Source organism: Bradyrhizobium sp. USDA 4516 (genome assembly GCF_054055915.1).
This window is the reverse complement of sequence record NZ_JBSRXT010000001.1, coordinates 2,404,471-2,421,638: the sequence shown is the minus strand read 5'-3', so window position 1 is coordinate 2,421,638 and position 17,168 is coordinate 2,404,471. Positions and strand designations below refer to the sequence as shown.

Genomic DNA, 17,168 nt, shown 5'->3' with positions numbered 1-17,168 from the left:
CGGAATGACGACGTTTCGTTGCAGTGACAGCGTGCGAATTTGCGTTATGGTAGCTCCGCCGCAGCGGCCCAAAGAGCCGCGCGAGGAGGAACCGCCATGGACGCGATCGTGGACGCGAAGTGCCAGAGCTCCAGCCAGCAATCCGGTCACCGGATGCTGATCACGCCGGAACGGGTGTTCTATGCCGGGCTGCTCGGACGCCCGCGCGAGCGCTGTCCCGGTGCATTCCATGTCTATGTCGCGATCCGCGACGGCTTGCATCTGTCGACCAGCGAAGGCCGCGAGTCGCATGGCGAACTCGCGGTGACGATGCCGAACCTCCGCCACACCATCACCAGCGAATATCGCTCGGCGATCTGCGTCGCGATCGAACCGGAAAGCGTGCCCGACGGCACGCTCGAAGCCGTCGCCCGCCGTCTGCAAGGATCGGACTCCCATCTGTTCGCCAATCGCATTCGCAACGCCTATGCGACGCTCGCCGAGATGCAGCATCGCGATGCGATCGCGAATGCCGAGTTCGACACCATGTGCTTCGGCGACGCGCTGCCGCAGCGCGTGCTCGATCCGCGTGTCGTGCGCGCGATCGGCCGCATCGGGCAATTCTCCGGCGAGCCGGTGACCGCGGCAGGCTGCGCCGCCGAGGCCGGGCTATCGCCCTCGCGCTTCCTGCATCTGTTCAAGGAGGAGACCGGGATTTCGTTCCGCTCCTTCCGCGCCTGGAAGCGCGCGCGGCATCTGCTGCACTTCGCCAACCAGGACATCAACCTCGCGCATCTCGCGCAGGATATCGGCTATCCCGATAGCACGCATTTCAGCCACTCGATCCGCCGCTTCTATGGCTTGAAGCCGCGCGCGATCTTCTCCGGCTCGCGGGACCTTGCGATCTACCGCACCGGGCAAACCGCGAGCGAGCGCGCGCTGACGTAACCTCCGCTGTCGTCCTGGCGAACGCCGGGACCCATACCGCGTGATCTATCCGTGATGCGGGATGGCAGACGCGCTGTTAAATAATGAGCAGCGGTGGTTATGGGTCCCCGCCTTCGCCGGGACGACATTGGGGTTGTTCTCCGCTACAAATTCGCGCCCTGGATCACCTCCCCGAACCGCAGCCAGCCCGGACCTTCGATCCGTTGCAGCTGAAGCTGCTGCAGCGGGTGATGATTGGTCGGGCTGGTGTTGACGCGGATGCCGGGCAACAGCGTCGGCACCTCGATGTCCTTCAGGTTGTTGGCCTGCGCCATGATGTTGTCGCGCGTGAAATTGCCCTTGCACTGCTCGAGCACGATCTTCAGCACCTGCGCCACCGTGTAGGCGTAGAGGTTGTAGCCCTCCTTCGGATTGCCGTCGGGGAAGTACTTCTCCATGAAGGCGAGGAAGTTCTTCACGCCGGGATCATTGGCCCAGGCGGGGTCGGCGACGTCCTTGACATAGGCCGACGAGATCGTGCCCTGCGACTTGTCGAGGCCGACAGGCGCGATGGTCGAGGAGATCGAGGCGGCGCCGCTGGCGATGAAGTGCATCGGCTTCCAGCCGAGCTCATAGATCTTGCGAATCGACTGTGCACAGAACTTTGCCGTGGTGCCGGAGATCAGCACATCCGGGTTTGCGCCGCGCAGCGCAACGATCTGGGAATCGATCGTGGGATCGGTGACCTCGTGCGAGGCCACCACGGCCGCGGTCGCGAACCGCTCGCCGAGCACGTCCTTGGCGCCGGCGACGAAATCCTTGCCGAGGTCGTCGTTCTGGTAGAGCACCGCGAATTTCGCGTTCTTGTTCTGGCTCAGTGCATATTTGACGAACACCTGCGCCTCGGTCCGCGCGCTCGGCGCAAAGCCCATGGTCCAGGGATAGGTCTTGTAGTCGCCCCATTTGTCGCCATTCACCGACAGGAACAGGTGCGGCACCTTGGCGGCGTTGATGTATTTGACGACCGACGAGTTCGGCGCGGTACCGAGCATGTTGAACAGGAAGGCGACATTGTCGCTTTCGATCAGGCGGCGCACCTGCTCGACCGTCTTCGCCGGGTTGAACGCATCGTCATAGTAGATGTACTTGATCTGCCGGCCGGCGATGCCGCCCTGCTCGTTCAGCATCTTGAAATAGGCTTCCTGGCAGCGCGCCTGCACGCCGAGCGCGGATACCGGGCCGCTCAGGGAGGTGGTGCTGCCGATCCTGATCTCGGTCGCGGTGACGCCTGGCGTGTCGTCGGCCAGCGAAGGCTTAAGACCCGCGACCGCGGCAAGTCCCGCGCCTGCCGCGCCGGTGAGCCATGTGCGTCGGTTGATCGAGACCATGACGTTCTCCCCGTGATGCCGGCTTGTTGCGCCGCTTCTGCTTGGCAGCAAGGTTAGGCGTGATACGGGCGCCGCGTCTTGTGTTAACCGGCTGGCGGCAGATCGTGTCGTCGGCCGCATCCACTTAGCCAGTCAACGCAAGATGGCGCGAAGGCAAAGTTCTCATCATGGCGAAATCAGCAGCGCATGTGCGCTGCAAAGCGGACAAGAGACCCATGAGCGACAAGGCCGTCATCACCTGCGCGCTGAACGGCGTGCTTACCGACCCGAAGCAGCACAACGTTCCGGTGACGCCCGAACAGATGGCGCGCGAGGCCAAGGCCGCGTTCAACGCCGGCGCCAGCATCATGCACATCCATCTGCGGCAGCAGGAGCCGAACAAGGGCCACCTGCCGTCGTGGGATGTCGGCGTCAGCAAGGAGATCCAGCAGGCGATCCGCGAGGCCTGCCCCGGCGTGATCATCAACCACACCACCGGCACCTCTGGCCCGAACTACCAGGGCGCGCTCGATTGCGTGCGCGAGACGCGGCCCGAGATCGCCGCCTGCAATGCCGGCTCGCTGAATTATCTGAAGGTGAAGGCCGACAACACCTGGGCCTGGCCGCCGATGATGTTCGATAACGCGGTCGAGAAGGTGCAGGACTATCTCGACGTGATGAAGGCGGCCGGCACCATTCCCGAATTCGAGTGCTTCGATGTCGGCATCGTGCGTTGCGTTGGCATGTACCGGCAGACCGGGATGTATTCCGGTCCGCTCGAATACAATTTCGTGATGGGCGTCGCCTCGGGCATGCCGGCCGATCCGGAGCTGTTGCCGATCCTCCTGAAGCTGAAGGCGCCGGAGGCGCATTGGCAGGTCACCGCGATCGGCCGTGCCGAGATCTGGCCGCTGCACCAGCGCGCCGCCGACCTCGGCGGCCATCTGCGCAGCGGGCTCGAGGATACGTTCTATCTCGGCGACGGCACCAAGGTGACGTCGAACGGGCAGCTCGTCGAAGGTCTCGCCGCCTGCGCGCGCCGCGCCGGCCGCGAGATCGCGAGCCCGGCCGAGGCGCGGCAGATTTTTGGAACGCGACACTGACCGTCATTCCGGGGCACGCGAAGCGTGAACCCGGAATCTCGCGCCACACCTCTGGATTCCGGGTCTGCGCTTCGCGCATCCCGGAATGACGGAGCCCGGGAGGAGAAACGCATGCACAATCTCGCAGCAACCGGCGGCGTCACCGGGCCGGGTCGTATCGGCCGGGTCGCGATCGGCGACCTGTTGAAGCGCGCCGCGCGGCGGTTTCCGGATCGCATCGCGCTGACCGACGGCAGCAGGCAGGTCACCTTCACCGAACTCGAGCGCGACGCCAATCGCTTCGCCAATCATCTGGTGCAGCGCGGGCTGAAGCCGGGCGAGAAGATTTCGACCATCTGCAACAACTCTGTCGAATTCGTCAAAGCGCTGTTTGGCATTCACCGCGCCGGGCTGGTCTGGGTGCCCATCAACACCATGCTCGGACCGGCTGATATGGACTACATCCTCGGCCATGCCGAGGTGCGTTTCGCCATCATCGATGACGCCCTTCATGCCCAGGCCGACCGCCGCGCCGCGCTGGAAGCGCGCGGCATGGAGATGATCGCGATCGATCTGACCGGCAATGCCGGCAAGACCGGATTGCAGGAGTTCAACGGTCTGCTGGAGGGACAGTCCGATATCGAGCCTGACATCGAGATCAACGACCGCGACCTCGCGATGATCATCTATACGTCAGGCACGACCTCGCGGCCGAAGGGCGCGATGCATTGTCACCTCGCCGTTGTCATGGCCGTGATGAGCAATTGTATCGAGATGCAGCTCTCGCGCGATGACGGGATCACCGGACAGTTTCCGCTGTTCCACTGCGCCGGCCACGTGTTGCTGCTCAGCTATCTCTCGGTCGGCGGCCGCATGGCGCTGATGCGCGGCTTCGATCCGGTCGCGTGCATGGAGGCGATCGTGCGCGACAAGCTCACCGTGTTCGTCGGCCTGTCCTTGATGTATCAGGCGATCCTCGACCATCCGCGCCGCCGCGACTACGACCTGTCGGGTCTGCGCTGCTGCATCTACACCATGGCGCCGATGGGCAAACCGCTGCTCGAGCGCGCCATCGCCGATCTCTGTCCGAACTTCGTGCTGTCCAGCGGCCAGACCGAGATGTATCCGGCGACGACGATGTCCCGCCCGGAGGTGCAGCTCGACCGCTTCGGCAACTATTGGGGCGAATCGCTGATCGTCAACGAGACCGCGATCATGGACGACAATGGCAACCTGCTTCCGCGTGGCGAGATCGGCGAGCTCGTGCATCGCGGGCCCAACGTGATGATGGGCTACTACAAGGACCCCAAATCGACCGAGGAGGCGCGCAAGTTCGGTTGGCACCATACCGGCGATCTAGCCTTGATCGACGGCAATGGCGAGGTGCTGTTCCTCGACCGCAAGAAGGATATGATCAAGTCGGGCGGCGAGAACGTTGCCTCCGTCAAGATCGAGGAGACGTTGCTGGCGCATCCCGCCGTGCAGAACGCCGCCGTGGTCGGCCTGCCGCATCCGCAATGGGGCGAGGCGGTCTCCGCCTTCGTCAAGCTGAAACCCGGCGCGGAGGCTGACGAGGCCGGCATCGAGGCGCATTGCAGAAAGCATCTCGGTGGCTTCCAGGTGCCGAAGCTGGTGCGTATCCTCGAGGAGATGCCGATGACCGCGACCGGCAAGCTGCGCAAGGTCGAGCTGCGGCAGCAATACAGTGGGCATTTTGTGGAGCGCGCCTAGTGGCCATCATCGAGAACACGATTTCCACCGGCAGCGCCGCCTTCCAGGGCAATCGCGACGGCATGCTGGCGCTGATCGCCCGGATGCGCGCCCTGGAGGAGCGGACGCGCGCAGCCTCCGCCGCGGCAAAGGACCGCTTCCACAAGCGCGGCCAGCTATTGCCACGCGAGCGCGTCGCGCTGGTGCTCGATCCCGGTTCGCCCTTCCTCGAACTGTCGACGCTCGCCGGTTACATGTTCGACGTAGCGGATGCGGACAAGAGCGTGCCCGGCGGCGGACTGGTCGCGGGCATCGGCTTCGTCTCCGGCATCCGCTGCATGGTCAGCGCCAATGATGCCGGCATCGACGCGGGCGCATTGCAGCCTTACGGCCTCGACAAGACGCTGCGGGTGCAGGAGCTCGCGCTGGAGAACAAGCTGCCCTATGTGCAGCTGGTCGAGAGCGCCGGCGCCAACCTGCTGCGCTACCGTGTCGAGGACTTCGTCCGTGGCGGCAACATCTTCCGCAACCTGGCGCGGCTGTCGGCGGCAGGGCTTCCCGTCGTTACCGTCACCCACGGCTCCTCGACCGCGGGCGGCGCCTACCAGACCGGTCTCTCCGACTACATCGTGATGGTGCGCGGCCGCACCCGCGCGTTCCTTGCCGGGCCGCCTCTGCTCAAGGCGGCCACCGGCGAGATCGCGACCGAGGAGGAGCTCGGCGGCGCCGAGATGCACACCTCGATCTCGGGCCTTGGCGATTATCTCGCCGAGGACGACCGCGACGCACTGCGCATCGCGCGCGACATCATGGCCAAGTTGCCTTGGGACCGGCCGGCACCGGCGCCGGCCGCGTTCAAACCGCCGCGTTACGACGCGGAGGAACTGCTCGGCATCATGCCGATGGACCACAAGCGTCCCGTCGACATGCGCCAGGCGATCGCGCGCTTCATCGACGATTCCGACTTCACCGAGTTCGGCGCCAATTACGGTCCGGCGACGGTCTGCGGCCAAGCCCGCATCCAGGGCCAAGCGATCGGCATCATCACCAATAATGGCCCGCTCGACGTGCCCGGCGCCAACAAGGCGACGCATTTCATCCAGGCCTGCTGCCAGTCGCGCACGCCGATCCTCTACATGAACAACACCACCGGCTACATGGTGGGCAAGGCCTATGAAGAGGCCGGCATGATCAAGCACGGCTCCAAGATGATCCAGGCGGTGACCTCCGCGACGGTGCCGCAGATCACGCTGTATTGCGGCGCCTCGTTCGGCGCCGGCAATTACGGCATGTGCGGCCGCGGCTTTCACCCGCGCTTCTGCTTCTCCTGGCCCAACGCCAAGACCGCCGTGATGGGCGGCGAGCAGGCCGCCGAAACCATGGCGATCGTCACCGAAGCCGCGGCGGCGCGGCGCGGCAAGCCGATCGAGAAGGAGAAGCTGGACGCGATGAAGGCGCAGATCACCGCGGTGTTCGACAGCCAGATGGACGTGTTCTCGACCAGCGCCCGGGTGCTCGACGACGGCGTGATCGATCCGCGCGACACGCGGACGGTGCTGTCAGAGGTGCTTTCGATCTGCCGCGAGGCCGAGGTGCGCAGCCCGCAGCGCATGCAGTTCTCGGTGGCGCGGCCATGAGCGGGGCAATCGTGAAGCGGACGCCGTTCTTCAAGATCCTGATCGCCAACCGCGGCGAGATCGCGCTGCGCATCATGCGATCGGCACGGCGGCTCGGCCATGGCGTCGTCGCGGTCTATTCGGACGCCGACCGTGACGCGCTGCATGTGCGCGAGGCCGACCAGGCGGTGCGGATCGGCGAGGCGCTGCCGGCGCAATCCTATCTGAAGATCGACGCGATCATCGCCGCCGCCAAGGCGAGCGGCGCCGGCGCGGTGCATCCCGGCTATGGCTTCCTCGCCGAGAACGAGGATTTCGCGCGGGCCTGCCGCGATGCGGGTCTGGTGTTCATCGGTCCGTCGCCGGAAGCGATCCTTGCGATGGGCAACAAGGCCGGCGCCAAGGAGATCATGCAGCGGGCCGGCGTGCCCTGCGTGCCCGGCTATCAGGGCGCCGACCAGAGCGATGCCGTGATGCTGGCGGAAGCCAGGGCCATTGGTTTTCCGGTCATGATCAAGGCGGTCGCCGGCGGCGGCGGCCGAGGCATGCGGCTGGTCGAGGACGCGGCGGCATTTCCCGACGCGCTGCGCAGTGCGCGGTCGGAGGCGCAGGGCGCGTTCGGCGATCCCACCGTCATTCTGGAGCGCGCGATCGTCAATCCCCGCCACATCGAGATCCAGGTGTTCGGCGACCGCCATGGTAACGCCATCCATCTCGGCGAGCGCGATTGCTCGGTGCAGCGGCGGCACCAGAAGCTGGTCGAGGAGGCGCCGTCGCCGGCGGTGACGTCGGAGCTGCGCGCGCGGATGGGCGCGGTCGCGGTGCAGGCGGTCAAGGCGATCGGCTACGAGGGTGCGGGCACGCTGGAATTTTTGCTCGATCGCGCCGGAAATTTCTACTTCATGGAGATGAACACGCGGCTGCAGGTCGAGCATCCCGTCACCGAGGCGATCACCGGGCTCGATCTGGTCGAATTGCAGCTGCGCGTCGCCAGTGGCGCGCCGCTCGGCTTGACCCAGGAGGACGTCAAGTTCTCCGGCCATGCCATCGAGGTGCGGCTCTGCTCGGAGGATGCTGCGCACGATTTCATGCCGCAGTCCGGTACGATGGCGCGGTGGCAGATGCCCGACGGTATCCGCGTCGAGCACGCGCTGCAGTCCGGCTCGGAGATTCCGCCGTTCTATGATTCGATGATCGCCAAGGTCATCAGCCATGGCACGGCCCGCGATGAAGCGCGCGGCAAGCTGATTTGTGCCCTGGAGCAGGCCACGGCCTTCGGCGTCACCACCAATCAGGGCTTCCTGATCGATTGCCTGCGCCATCCGGTCTTTGCCAGGGGCGAGGCGACCACGGCCTTCATCGGCGACAACCGCGACGCGCTGTTGGCGCCGCGGCCGGATCGCGGCAGCGACCTCGCGCTTGCGGCGCTGCTGCTCTACGTCACCAATCCGCACGCCCCGCCATGGCGGCGCGGCCGGTCGCTCGCAGCGACATTCCCGCTCGGCCTGCGGATTGATCTCGGCCACGGCGTGCAGGAGATCGAGATTGTCCGCGAGCGCGACGGCAGCTACATCGCGACCCGCAACGGCGATCGCTTCAGCTTCGTGATCGACGAGCTCAGCCGGGACAGCATCCGCTTCCACCACGATGGGGTGATGGAGCATGCCCAATTCCTGCGCGATGGCGACCGGCTCTATATCCTGCATCGCGGCGTCACGCTGTCGGTGCGCGATCTCACGCTGGCGCCGCCGGAGAGCGCGACGGCGGCCGGCGGTGACGGCAAGGTCCGCGCCGCCATGAACGGCCGGGTCGTCGCGGTGCTGGTGAAGCCGGGCGACAAGGTCGCGGCCGGCCAGCCGGTGATGACGCTGGAAGCGATGAAGATGGAGCACGTCCACACCGCCGGTGTCGCGGGCACGGTATCGTCGATCGATGTCGCCGAGGGGGAGCAGGTGACGACGGGGAAGATCGTGGTGGAGATCGAGGCGGCGGCATAAAGACCGTCGTCCCGGCGAAGGCCGGGACCCATAACCACCGCTGTATGTTGTTGGAGCAAGCTGTGGCCCCAGTTTGGCAAATCAACGGGCATTCGGGGTAATGGGTCCCGGCCTTCGCCGGGACGACATTTATGAGGCCGCTTGCCCGGTCCCGTCATTCAGCCAGCAGGCGACCTGATGCGCCGGGCCGGCCGCCTGCAGCGCCGGGCGTTCGCTCTTGCAGCGATCCATCGCGTAGCGACAGCGGGTGTGGAAGGCGCAGCCTGAAGGTGGATTGATCGGGCTCGGGACATCGCCGTCGATCAGGGGCGCGGTGCGTTTCGCCTTCGGGTCGGCGATCGGCACCGAGGCGAGCAGCGCCTGGGTGTAGGGATGGCGTGGATTGGCGAACAGCTCGTGCTTGTCGGCGATCTCGACGATGCGGCCGAGATACATCACCGCGACGCGGTGGCTGATATGGGCGACGACCGCCAGATCATGCGCGATGAACAGGTATGAGAAATTCTGCTTGCGCTGCAGGTCGATCAGCAGATTGATCACCTGCGCCTGGATCGAGACGTCGAGCGCGGACACCGGCTCGTCGCAGACGATCAGCCGCGGCCCGAGCGACAGCGCACGCGCGATGCAGATGCGCTGGCGCTGGCCGCCGGAGAACTGGTGCGGAAAATTCTTCATCTGGTCGGGCCGCAGGCCGACCTGCTGGAACAGTTCCGCGACGCGCTCCTGCTTCTTCGCGCCGGGCGCGAGGCCATGCACAATGAGGGGCTCGCCGACGATGTCGCCGGCCGTCATGCGCGGGTTGAGCGAGGCGAACGGATCCTGGAACACGATCTGCATCGAGCGCCGGTACGGCCGCAGCGCCGTCTTGCTGAGCGGCGCGATGTCCTCGCCATCCAGCTTGATGGCGCCGCTGGTCGGCTCGACCAGCCGCAGCACGGTGCGCGCCACCGTTGACTTGCCGCAGCCGGATTCGCCGACCAGCCCGAGCGTCTCGCCGGCGCCGAGCGCGAAGCTGACGCCGTCGACCGCATGCACGGTGCCGACCTGCCGGCGCAGCACACCGCCGCGCACCGCGTAGTGCTTGACGAGGTCGGTCACCTCGAGGAGCGGGCGCTGTTCGGTCATTACGCCTCCGCAATCTCGCCGGCGCGCCAGCACGCGGCCCAGTGATTGCTCTTGATCTCGTCGAGCGGCGGATATTCCTGACGGCAGCGGTCGACCGCCAGCTTGCAGCGCGGCGCGAAGGCGCAGCCGGGCGGCAGCTTGGTCAGCGACGGCACCATGCCGGGGATTTCGGTCAGCCGCGCATCGGTCTTCGCGCCGAGCGCGATCACCGCCGGCATCGAGGCCATCAGTCCGCGGGTGTAGGGATGCAGCGGCGTCTCGAACAAAGCTTCGACCGTCGCCTCCTCGACCTTCTTGCCGGCATACATCACGATCACGCGCTGCGCGGTTTGCGCGACGACGCCGAGGTCGTGGGTGATCAGGATCAGCCCGGTGCCGAGCCGCTTTTGCAGATCGACGATCAGCGCCAGGATCTGCGCCTGGATGGTGACGTCGAGCGCCGTGGTCGGTTCGTCCGCGATCAGGAGCGCCGGCCGGCACGCCAGCGCCATCGCAATCATCGCGCGCTGGCGCATGCCGCCGGACAGCTGATGCGGATATTCCTGCGCGCGGCGCTCCGGCTCCGGAATCCGCACCAGCCGCAGCATGTCGACCGCCTGCTTCCAGGCCTCCTTGCTGCTGACCTTCTGGTGCAGCCGCACCGCCTCAATGATCTGGTCGCCGATCCGCATCACCGGATTGAGCGAGGTCATCGGCTCCTGGAAGATCATCGAGATGCGGTTGCCCCTGATGTCGCGCATCGCGGCATCGTCGAGCTTCAGCAGATCGGTGCCCTCGAGCGTCACCGAGCCGCCGACGATGCGGCCGGGCGGATCGGGCACCAGCCGCATGATCGACAGCGCGCTGACGCTCTTGCCGCAGCCGGACTCGCCGACGATCGCCAGCGTCTCGCCGCGGCGGACCGAGAACGAGACGTCGTCTACCGCGCGGAACAGGCCGGAGTTGGTGAAGAACACCGTTTGCAGGTTCTTCACGTCGAGAATCGTATCGAGCGTCTTGGCCTCGCTCATCAGCCGCGCTGCCTCGGATCGAGAATGTCGCGCAACGCGTCGCCGAACAGATTGGTGCCGAACACCGCAAGGCTGATCGCAATGCCGGGGAAGATCACCAGCCATGGCGCGGTGCGGACATATTCGGCGGCGGATTCGGACAGCATGCGACCCCAGGACGGATAAGGCTCGGGGATGCCGAGGCCAAGGAACGACAGCGACGCTTCGGTCAGGATGGTTGAGCCGAGCTGCGCGGTGGCGAGCACGATCAGCGGCGCGATGGTGTTGGGCAGCACGTGGCGCAGCGCAATCCGCATCTCGCTCATGCCGATCGATTTGGCGGCCTCGACGAACGGCTGCTCGCGCAGCGCCAGCGTGTTGGCGCGGATCACGCGCGCGACCGTCGGGATCAGGGGAATTGCGATCGCCAGGATCACGTTCGGCAGCGAGGGACCGAGCGCCGCGGTCATGACGAGTGCGAGTACCAAGAGCGGCAGCGACTGCAGGATGTCGGTCACCCGCTGGAACACGAGGTCGACCCAGCCGGAGAGATAGCCAGAGGCGAGGCCGACGATCACGCCGAGCGTGGCGCCGAGCGTCGTCGAGCCGATGCCGACCGCAAGCGAGATCCGCGCACCATGGATGATGCGGCTCCAGACGTCACGGCCGAAGGAGTCGGTGCCGAACCAGTGCAGCGCGGACGGCGCAGCCAGCCGGTGCGCGGAATCGACGCTGAGCGGATCGTAGCGGCTGATGACGTTAGCGAAGATCGCGGTCAGCACGAACAGCAGCATGATGACGAGGCCGACCGTGCCGAGCACGTGGCGCTGCGCGAGGAACGCAAACCGTCCCCAGCCACCGGTGGCGTTGGCCCCGGCACGTCGCAATTCGCTGTCGAAATTGATCGTCGCCACGTGTCAGCTTCTTCGCCTGATGATTGCAGAACGGTCTTCTCCCTCTCCCCGCTTGCGCAGGGGTGTCCGGGGAAATTCAGGCATAGCGGAGCTCCATCTGGTCAGGTGAGATGGTTGATTTCCGACGGCTGGGGTTGATGGGCGGAGGTTTGTCGATGGCAGCGAGGGATCGACGCGTGAGCAGGAGCTGGCCGACGAGTTCGGCGAACCTGAGCGGGAGCATTTTGATGCAGTTGGTGTGAGCGGCGATGCGCAGCAGCAGGTAGGCAATCATCGCAGCGAGCACCTGAAGGCGGATCGCGTTGTCGTTGGCGCCGAGGAACTTGCGAATATCGAGATGCTGCTTGATCCAGCGGAACAGCAGCTCGATTTGCCATCTGCTCTTGTAGAGGGCGGCGATCTCGACGGCGCTACGGGCAAGGTCGTTGGTCAGGAGTGTGATCTTGCCGCCTTTCTCGCGTCTGATCTTGATGCGGCGGAGCGGGATTGGAAGGCGCGAATCGCCCTTGCTGGTGAGCTTCACCTCGTCATCGGCAAGGATTTCGAAGCCATCCCCGTTACGCTTGCGGATGGCGCGATGCCTGAGCGAGCGAAGACGGATGCTCGTCTTCGCCCGGGTAACGAAGAAAGCCTTGCTATCATTGATCTTCTGCCACCAGTCGAAACGGCAATAGCCCTTGTCAAACACATAGGTGGTGGCGGGCTGGATTGGGGTCTGTCGGCCGATCTCGATGTCATTGACGTTCGCGGCCGTCATCTCGACGCAGGTCGGGACATCGCTCCTTGGGTCGTAGACGACATGCGGCTTCATGCCGCGGATGCGGCCGTTCCACGTCGCCCAACTGCAGACCTTGCCGAGCGGGATCGGACTGGCGTCGATCAGACGCACCATCTCCATGCCTTCACTCCGCAGCTGGCGACGCGCCATCGCCGACAGCGCCGCAAAGGTTTGCGCGAAAATGCCGATCGGACGGCGGGCATTGGCATCGGACAACGTCGAGCGCGACAGCTTGCCGGTTCCCAAGTGATAGTGATGCTGCGAATTGGCGTTGAAGCCAGTCACCACCCCGCGCAGACTGCTGTTGCCGCTAAGCTGGGCATAGATCAGCGCCACCAGATGATCCCAGCTCCTGAACGACTTGTCGTAGGCATCCCCGTCCAGACGATCCACAACCGTCTGAAACTGCCGTCGATTGATCGGTTCAAGCAGCCTTCCAAAAATGCTACCGCGATATCGCATGCTCGGCCCTCTGTGTCTCGACAACCAGAAAAGACCGATTTGCCTCGGTCCTGCCGAGCATGCACCGCGACACAGTGAATCATTCCCCGGACACCCCTGCCGCTTGCGGGGAGAGGGTTGGGGTGAGGGGGGCTCTCCGCAAGCGCGGTGGGCGTTGGATTCGCGGTGAGCCCCCCTCACCCGGATCGCATCTGCGATGCGATCCGACCTCTCCCCGCAAGCGGGGCGAGGTAAGAGTTGGACTCGGCCTTCGACCAATCCTGTCATGTCACTCTCCAAACCGGATACGTGGGTCGATTGCCGCATAAAGCATGTCGACGATGAAGTTCACCACCACCACGACGACGGCGATGAACATCACGAGGTTCTGCACGATCGGGTAGTCGCGCCAGCGCAGCGCCTCGACCAGGAAGCGGGCGATGCCAGGGATGTTGAACACGGTCTCGGTGACAATCAGGCCGCCGATCAGGAACGCGGCCTCGATGCCGATCACGGTGATGACCGGCAGCACCGCGTTCTTCAGCGCGTGGTGATAGTTCACGGAGGCCTCGGATGCGCCCTTGGCGCGCGCGGTGCGGATATAGTCCTGGCGCAGGATCTCCAGCATCGAGGAGCGGGTGATGCGCATGGTGAGTGCCGCGCTGCGGAAGCCCACCGCCATCGCCGGCACCGCATAGATGGTCAGCGCCTCGAGCCAGGTTTTCGGGTTCGGATTGAAGATCGGCATGGTGCCGAACAGCGAGACCGAGGCCATCAAGACCAAGAGGCCGAGCCAGAAAGACGGCAGCGACAGGCCGCTGAGGCTGACGACGCGCAGCGCATAATCGAGCCGTGAGCCCTGGTGGACGGCGCTGATGACACCGAGCGGAATACCGATCGAGGCGGAGAACAATAGCGCCAACCCGGCGAGCCGCGCCGTGATCGGAATCCGCGGCAGGATTTCCTCCAGCGCCGGCTTTTCCGAAACGTAGGAATAGCCGAGATCGCCGTGCAGCAGGCCGCCGATCCAGTGCAGATACTGGATCACGATCGGCTGGCTCAACCCGAGCTCGCGCTCGAGATTGGCCTTGTCGGCGGGATCGACGAAGCCTGCGGCGTCGAACAGGATGTCGACGATGTTGCCGGGAACGACGCGCAGCAGCACGAAGATGATGACCGAGATCCCGAACAGGGTCACCAGCATCAGGAACAGTCGCCGCACGATATAGGCAAACACCCTGGCTCTCTCCTTGATCCCGCCTGTGTCTTGTCCTCCGGCGCGCTGTTTCTTTTGCGCGAACCGGTATCCACTTCGCCCGAAAACGCTAGGCCTACTTGTCCAGCCAGACGTCTTCGTAACGATAGCCGTTATAGGAGCTGTTGGACATGATCGTGACATTCTTCACGTAAGGCTGCCAGCAGGTGCCGGTGCGGGCATGGAAGATGATCGGACGCGCGACGTCTTCCTGCAGCTTCTTGTCGATCTCCCAGACCAGCTTCTTGCGCTTGTCGACGTTGGTCTCTTCCGACTGCTGGTCGAACAGCTTCTCGATCTCCTTGTTGCAGTAGTTGGTGTAGTTCCGCTCCGAGCCGCAGGCGTAGTTCTCGTAGAACGACTGGTCGGGCTCGTCGACGGCATTGCCGGTGAGGTTGAGACCGAGCGAATAGTCCTTGCGGGCGATCTTCGGGAACCATTGCGCGGTGTCGACGACGTCGAGCTCGGCGTCGATGTAGATGCTCTTGATCTGGTCGATCAGGATGATCGCGGGATCGCGATAGACCGCGATGTTGCGGGTCGAGACCTTGATCTGCAGGTGCTTGTCCGGGCCATAGCCCGCCTTCTGCATCAGCTTGCGGGCCTCCTCGCGGTTCTTCTCGATGTCGGGACCGTAGCCGGGGATCTGCTCCAGCATGTCCTTCGGCATCGCCCACAGCCCGTCCGGCGCCGGCTCCATGGTACCGCCGATGTCGCCCTGGCCTTCGAACATGATCTGGATGAACGCCTTGCGGTCGAGCGCCAGCGCCAGCGCGCGGCGGATGTCGAGATTGTCGAACGGCGGCGCGGTCGAATTGATGATGATGTTGGTGGAGACGTTGTTCGGTTCCACCATGCAGACCGCATTGGCCGCCTGCGACTTGACGTCCTTGAGCAGCGGGATCGAGACCTCGGTCGGGAACGTCATGTCGAACTTGCCGGAGACGAAGCCGAGAATTGCGGTCGAGCGGTTCGGGATGATGGTGAACTCGATACCGTCAAGATAAGGCAGGCCCTTCTTGAAGTAATCCGGGTTCTTGGTGAGCTTGATCGATTCGTTGGCCTTGAACTCGACGAACTTGAACGGGCCGGTGCCGACCGGCTTGGTGCGCATCTCGGCCGGCGACACATGGCAGGGATAGACCGGCGAGTAGCCCGAGGCGAGCAGCGACAGCAGCGCCGGCTGCGGCCGCTTCAGCTTGAACGACGCCTCATGGTCGCCGTTGGTCGTGACCTCTTCGACTTGCTCGTACCAGGACTTGCGCGGGTTCTGCCGGAACTTCTGCTGCGACTTGCCCATCAGCATGTCGAAGGTGCATTTGACGTCGGCGGCGGTGAACGGCTTGCCGTCGTGCCATTTCACGTCCTTGCGCAGCTTGAAGGTCAGCGTCTTGTTGTCGCCGCTCCAGGCCCAGCTTTCCGCAAGCTCGGGCCGGATCGTGCTGGTGCTGTTCTGGGCGATGTGCTGGTCGAAGATGACGAGATTGTTGAAGATCGGCATGAACGGAACGTTCAGCGAATAGGTCGCGCCCTCGTGGATCGAGGCGCTGCCGGGGCTGTCGCGGTGATAGATCCTGAAGATGCCGCCCGGTTTCGGCTCGGCTGCGCGTGAAACGTCGCTGATGATCAGCACAGACAACACCGCGACGGCCAGCGCTTGCACGCTCCGCATGGTCCCCTCCCACATTTCGGTCTCAATGGCCGATTGGCATCGACGATACCACGGTGAGGCTGTCGGGCAACCAGCGAGGATCGCGCGGGGATTGGCAATTCGGATGACCCCACAACATTAAAATTTCCACGGATCGGGAATAATGGCTGTGATTGCGGGGAACCTGGGTCGTTTTGCTATGCAGCGGCGAAACTCCGTTTGAATTCGGTTGCCGATGCCGATGTGTGCGGCGTGAAGCGGGCTGCAATCAGCGACAGTATGTCGCCGATGTAAGCCGCGCACTGCACACGCTCTCCGTCATCCTGAGGAGCGCGAAGCGCGTCTCCAAGGATCGACGGCCCAGCTGGTGGCCGTGCATCCTTCGAGGCTCGCTCCGCTCGCACCTTAGGATGACGGGGAAACATTCGCATTCACCTCACTCCGCCGCCTGCGGCGAAGGCAGGTGCATGTTGGCGACGCCATCGGCCTCGGTCGCCGAGATCGTGGTGCGAATCATCAGGCGGCCCTCATGCGCCGGCCAGGGGCGGCCGCGATGCATGGTGGCGCGGTTGTCCCACATCACGACGTCGCCCTGCTTCCATTGATGCAGATAGCTGACGCCGGGCGCGGTCGCGGCTTCGGTCAATTGCTCGATCAGCGCCCTGCCGGCCTCGGTATCCATGCCCTCGACGCCATAGGCATGGGAGGCAAGATACAGCGCGCCGCGGCCGTTGACGGGATTGCGCCAGACCATCCGCCAGCATACCGGCGGCAGCGCGTCGACTTCTTCAGTCGTTGCGAGGCCGGTGGCCACCTTGCTGCGCGAATGCGCGTAGGAGTGCCAGGCGAACGCGTTCTCCAGCCGACTTGCCGCGTCCTTGTCGAGCCGCTCGAAGGCAAGCCGCATCGAGACGAATTCGGTCTCGCCGCCATGTTCAGGAATGATGCGCGCCGACAGGATCGAGGTCAGCGCCGGCACCTGCTTGAAGGAAGAGTCGGTGTGCCAGAGCTGGTTGGCCCTGGCGCGCAGCTGCTGCCGGTGATCGGATGGAACCACCTTGCCGTCGGGCCCGAAGGTCGAGAGGATCACGAAATGCGAACCGGTGCCCATCGAACCGACCTTGGTCACCTCGGGCGGACCGAACCGGCGCGAGAAGGCGAGCTGGGTGTCGTTGCTGACCTCCTGGCCGCGGAACACCAGCACCGAATGTTCCTCGAACGCCGCGCGCACCGCCGCATAGGCGGCATCGCTGGCGGCAACGTCTGACAGCGTGACGCCGCGCAGCTCGGCACCGAATCCCGGACGCAGTGGGATCACTTCCATCGCAAGTCCTCCC

The 17,168-nt window shown here is 64.8% G+C and carries 13 protein-coding genes; 5 read left to right on the top strand and 8 right to left on the bottom strand.

All coding sequences use genetic code 11. The features are described from left to right. Positions 1 to 96 precede the first annotated feature (96 nt). Positions 97 to 927 (top strand): helix-turn-helix domain-containing protein, encoded by an 831-nt coding sequence (locus ACVI1L_RS11235; protein ID WP_057021202.1) that lies wholly within the window; start codon positions 97 to 99, stop codon positions 925 to 927. Between the two features lie 143 nt (positions 928 to 1,070). On the opposite strand, the gene ACVI1L_RS11230 is transcribed toward ACVI1L_RS11235, so the two are convergent. Next, positions 1,071 to 2,294: an ABC transporter substrate-binding protein gene (locus ACVI1L_RS11230; protein ID WP_456782885.1), complete on the bottom strand. Its 1,224-nt coding sequence runs from the start codon at positions 2,292 to 2,294 to the stop codon at positions 1,071 to 1,073. Positions 2,295 to 2,509: 215 nt separating this feature from the next. Between ACVI1L_RS11230 and ACVI1L_RS11225 the strand changes: the two genes are divergently transcribed. The 4 genes from ACVI1L_RS11225 to ACVI1L_RS11210 all read left to right on the top strand — a co-directional run bounded on the left by ACVI1L_RS11225 (position 2,510) and on the right by ACVI1L_RS11210 (position 8,678). Further along, the gene (locus ACVI1L_RS11225) at positions 2,510 to 3,376 is read left to right on the top strand and encodes a BKACE family enzyme (RefSeq protein WP_057021261.1); all 867 of its coding nucleotides are present in this window, start codon (positions 2,510 to 2,512) and stop codon (positions 3,374 to 3,376) included. Between the two features lie 111 nt (positions 3,377 to 3,487). After that, a complete protein-coding gene (locus ACVI1L_RS11220; protein WP_456782884.1) occupies positions 3,488 to 5,086 on the top strand; it encodes an AMP-binding protein in 1,599 nt (532 codons plus the stop codon). After that, positions 5,086 to 6,702 (top strand): acyl-CoA carboxylase subunit beta, encoded by a 1,617-nt coding sequence (locus ACVI1L_RS11215; RefSeq protein ID WP_456782883.1) that lies wholly within the window; start codon positions 5,086 to 5,088, stop codon positions 6,700 to 6,702. The genes ACVI1L_RS11220 and ACVI1L_RS11215 overlap by 1 nt, the downstream gene beginning before the upstream one ends. Continuing rightward, the gene (locus tag ACVI1L_RS11210) at positions 6,699 to 8,678 is read left to right on the top strand and encodes an acetyl/propionyl/methylcrotonyl-CoA carboxylase subunit alpha (RefSeq protein WP_456782882.1); all 1,980 of its coding nucleotides are present in this window, start codon (positions 6,699 to 6,701) and stop codon (positions 8,676 to 8,678) included. The genes ACVI1L_RS11215 and ACVI1L_RS11210 overlap by 4 nt, the downstream gene beginning before the upstream one ends. Positions 8,679 to 8,807: 129 nt before the next feature. On the opposite strand, the gene ACVI1L_RS11205 is transcribed toward ACVI1L_RS11210, so the two are convergent. The 7 genes from ACVI1L_RS11205 to ACVI1L_RS11175 form a co-directional block, all read right to left on the bottom strand. Beyond that, positions 8,808 to 9,803 carry an ABC transporter ATP-binding protein gene (locus ACVI1L_RS11205; RefSeq protein WP_456782881.1) on the bottom strand — a complete coding sequence of 332 codons (996 nt, stop codon included), beginning with the start codon at positions 9,801 to 9,803 and terminating at the stop codon, positions 8,808 to 8,810. Continuing rightward, a complete protein-coding gene (locus tag ACVI1L_RS11200; RefSeq protein ID WP_316398544.1) occupies positions 9,803 to 10,813 on the bottom strand; it encodes an ABC transporter ATP-binding protein in 1,011 nt (336 codons plus the stop codon). Before ACVI1L_RS11200 ends, ACVI1L_RS11205 begins: the two co-directional genes overlap by 1 nt. Next, on the bottom strand, positions 10,813 to 11,706 hold the full coding sequence (locus tag ACVI1L_RS11195; protein WP_016848340.1) for an ABC transporter permease: 894 nt from the start codon (positions 11,704 to 11,706) through the stop codon (positions 10,813 to 10,815). The genes ACVI1L_RS11200 and ACVI1L_RS11195 overlap by 1 nt, the downstream gene beginning before the upstream one ends. Before the next feature lie 76 nt (positions 11,707 to 11,782). Next, a complete protein-coding gene (locus ACVI1L_RS11190) occupies positions 11,783 to 12,946 on the bottom strand; it encodes an IS4 family transposase (protein ID WP_456785537.1) in 1,164 nt (387 codons plus the stop codon). 268 nt (positions 12,947 to 13,214) lie between these two features. After that, positions 13,215 to 14,162, bottom strand: coding sequence for an ABC transporter permease (locus ACVI1L_RS11185; RefSeq protein ID WP_057021208.1), 948 nt, complete (start codon positions 14,160 to 14,162; stop codon positions 13,215 to 13,217). A 94-nt stretch (positions 14,163 to 14,256) separates the two neighbouring features. Then, positions 14,257 to 15,852, bottom strand: a complete 1,596-nt coding sequence (locus ACVI1L_RS11180) for an ABC transporter substrate-binding protein (protein ID WP_057021209.1) — start codon at positions 15,850 to 15,852, stop codon at positions 14,257 to 14,259. 415 nt (positions 15,853 to 16,267) lie between these two features. Then, the gene (locus tag ACVI1L_RS11175; protein WP_456782880.1) at positions 16,268 to 17,155 is read right to left on the bottom strand and encodes a TauD/TfdA dioxygenase family protein; all 888 of its coding nucleotides are present in this window, start codon (positions 17,153 to 17,155) and stop codon (positions 16,268 to 16,270) included. Between the last annotated feature and the right edge of the window lie 13 nt (positions 17,156 to 17,168).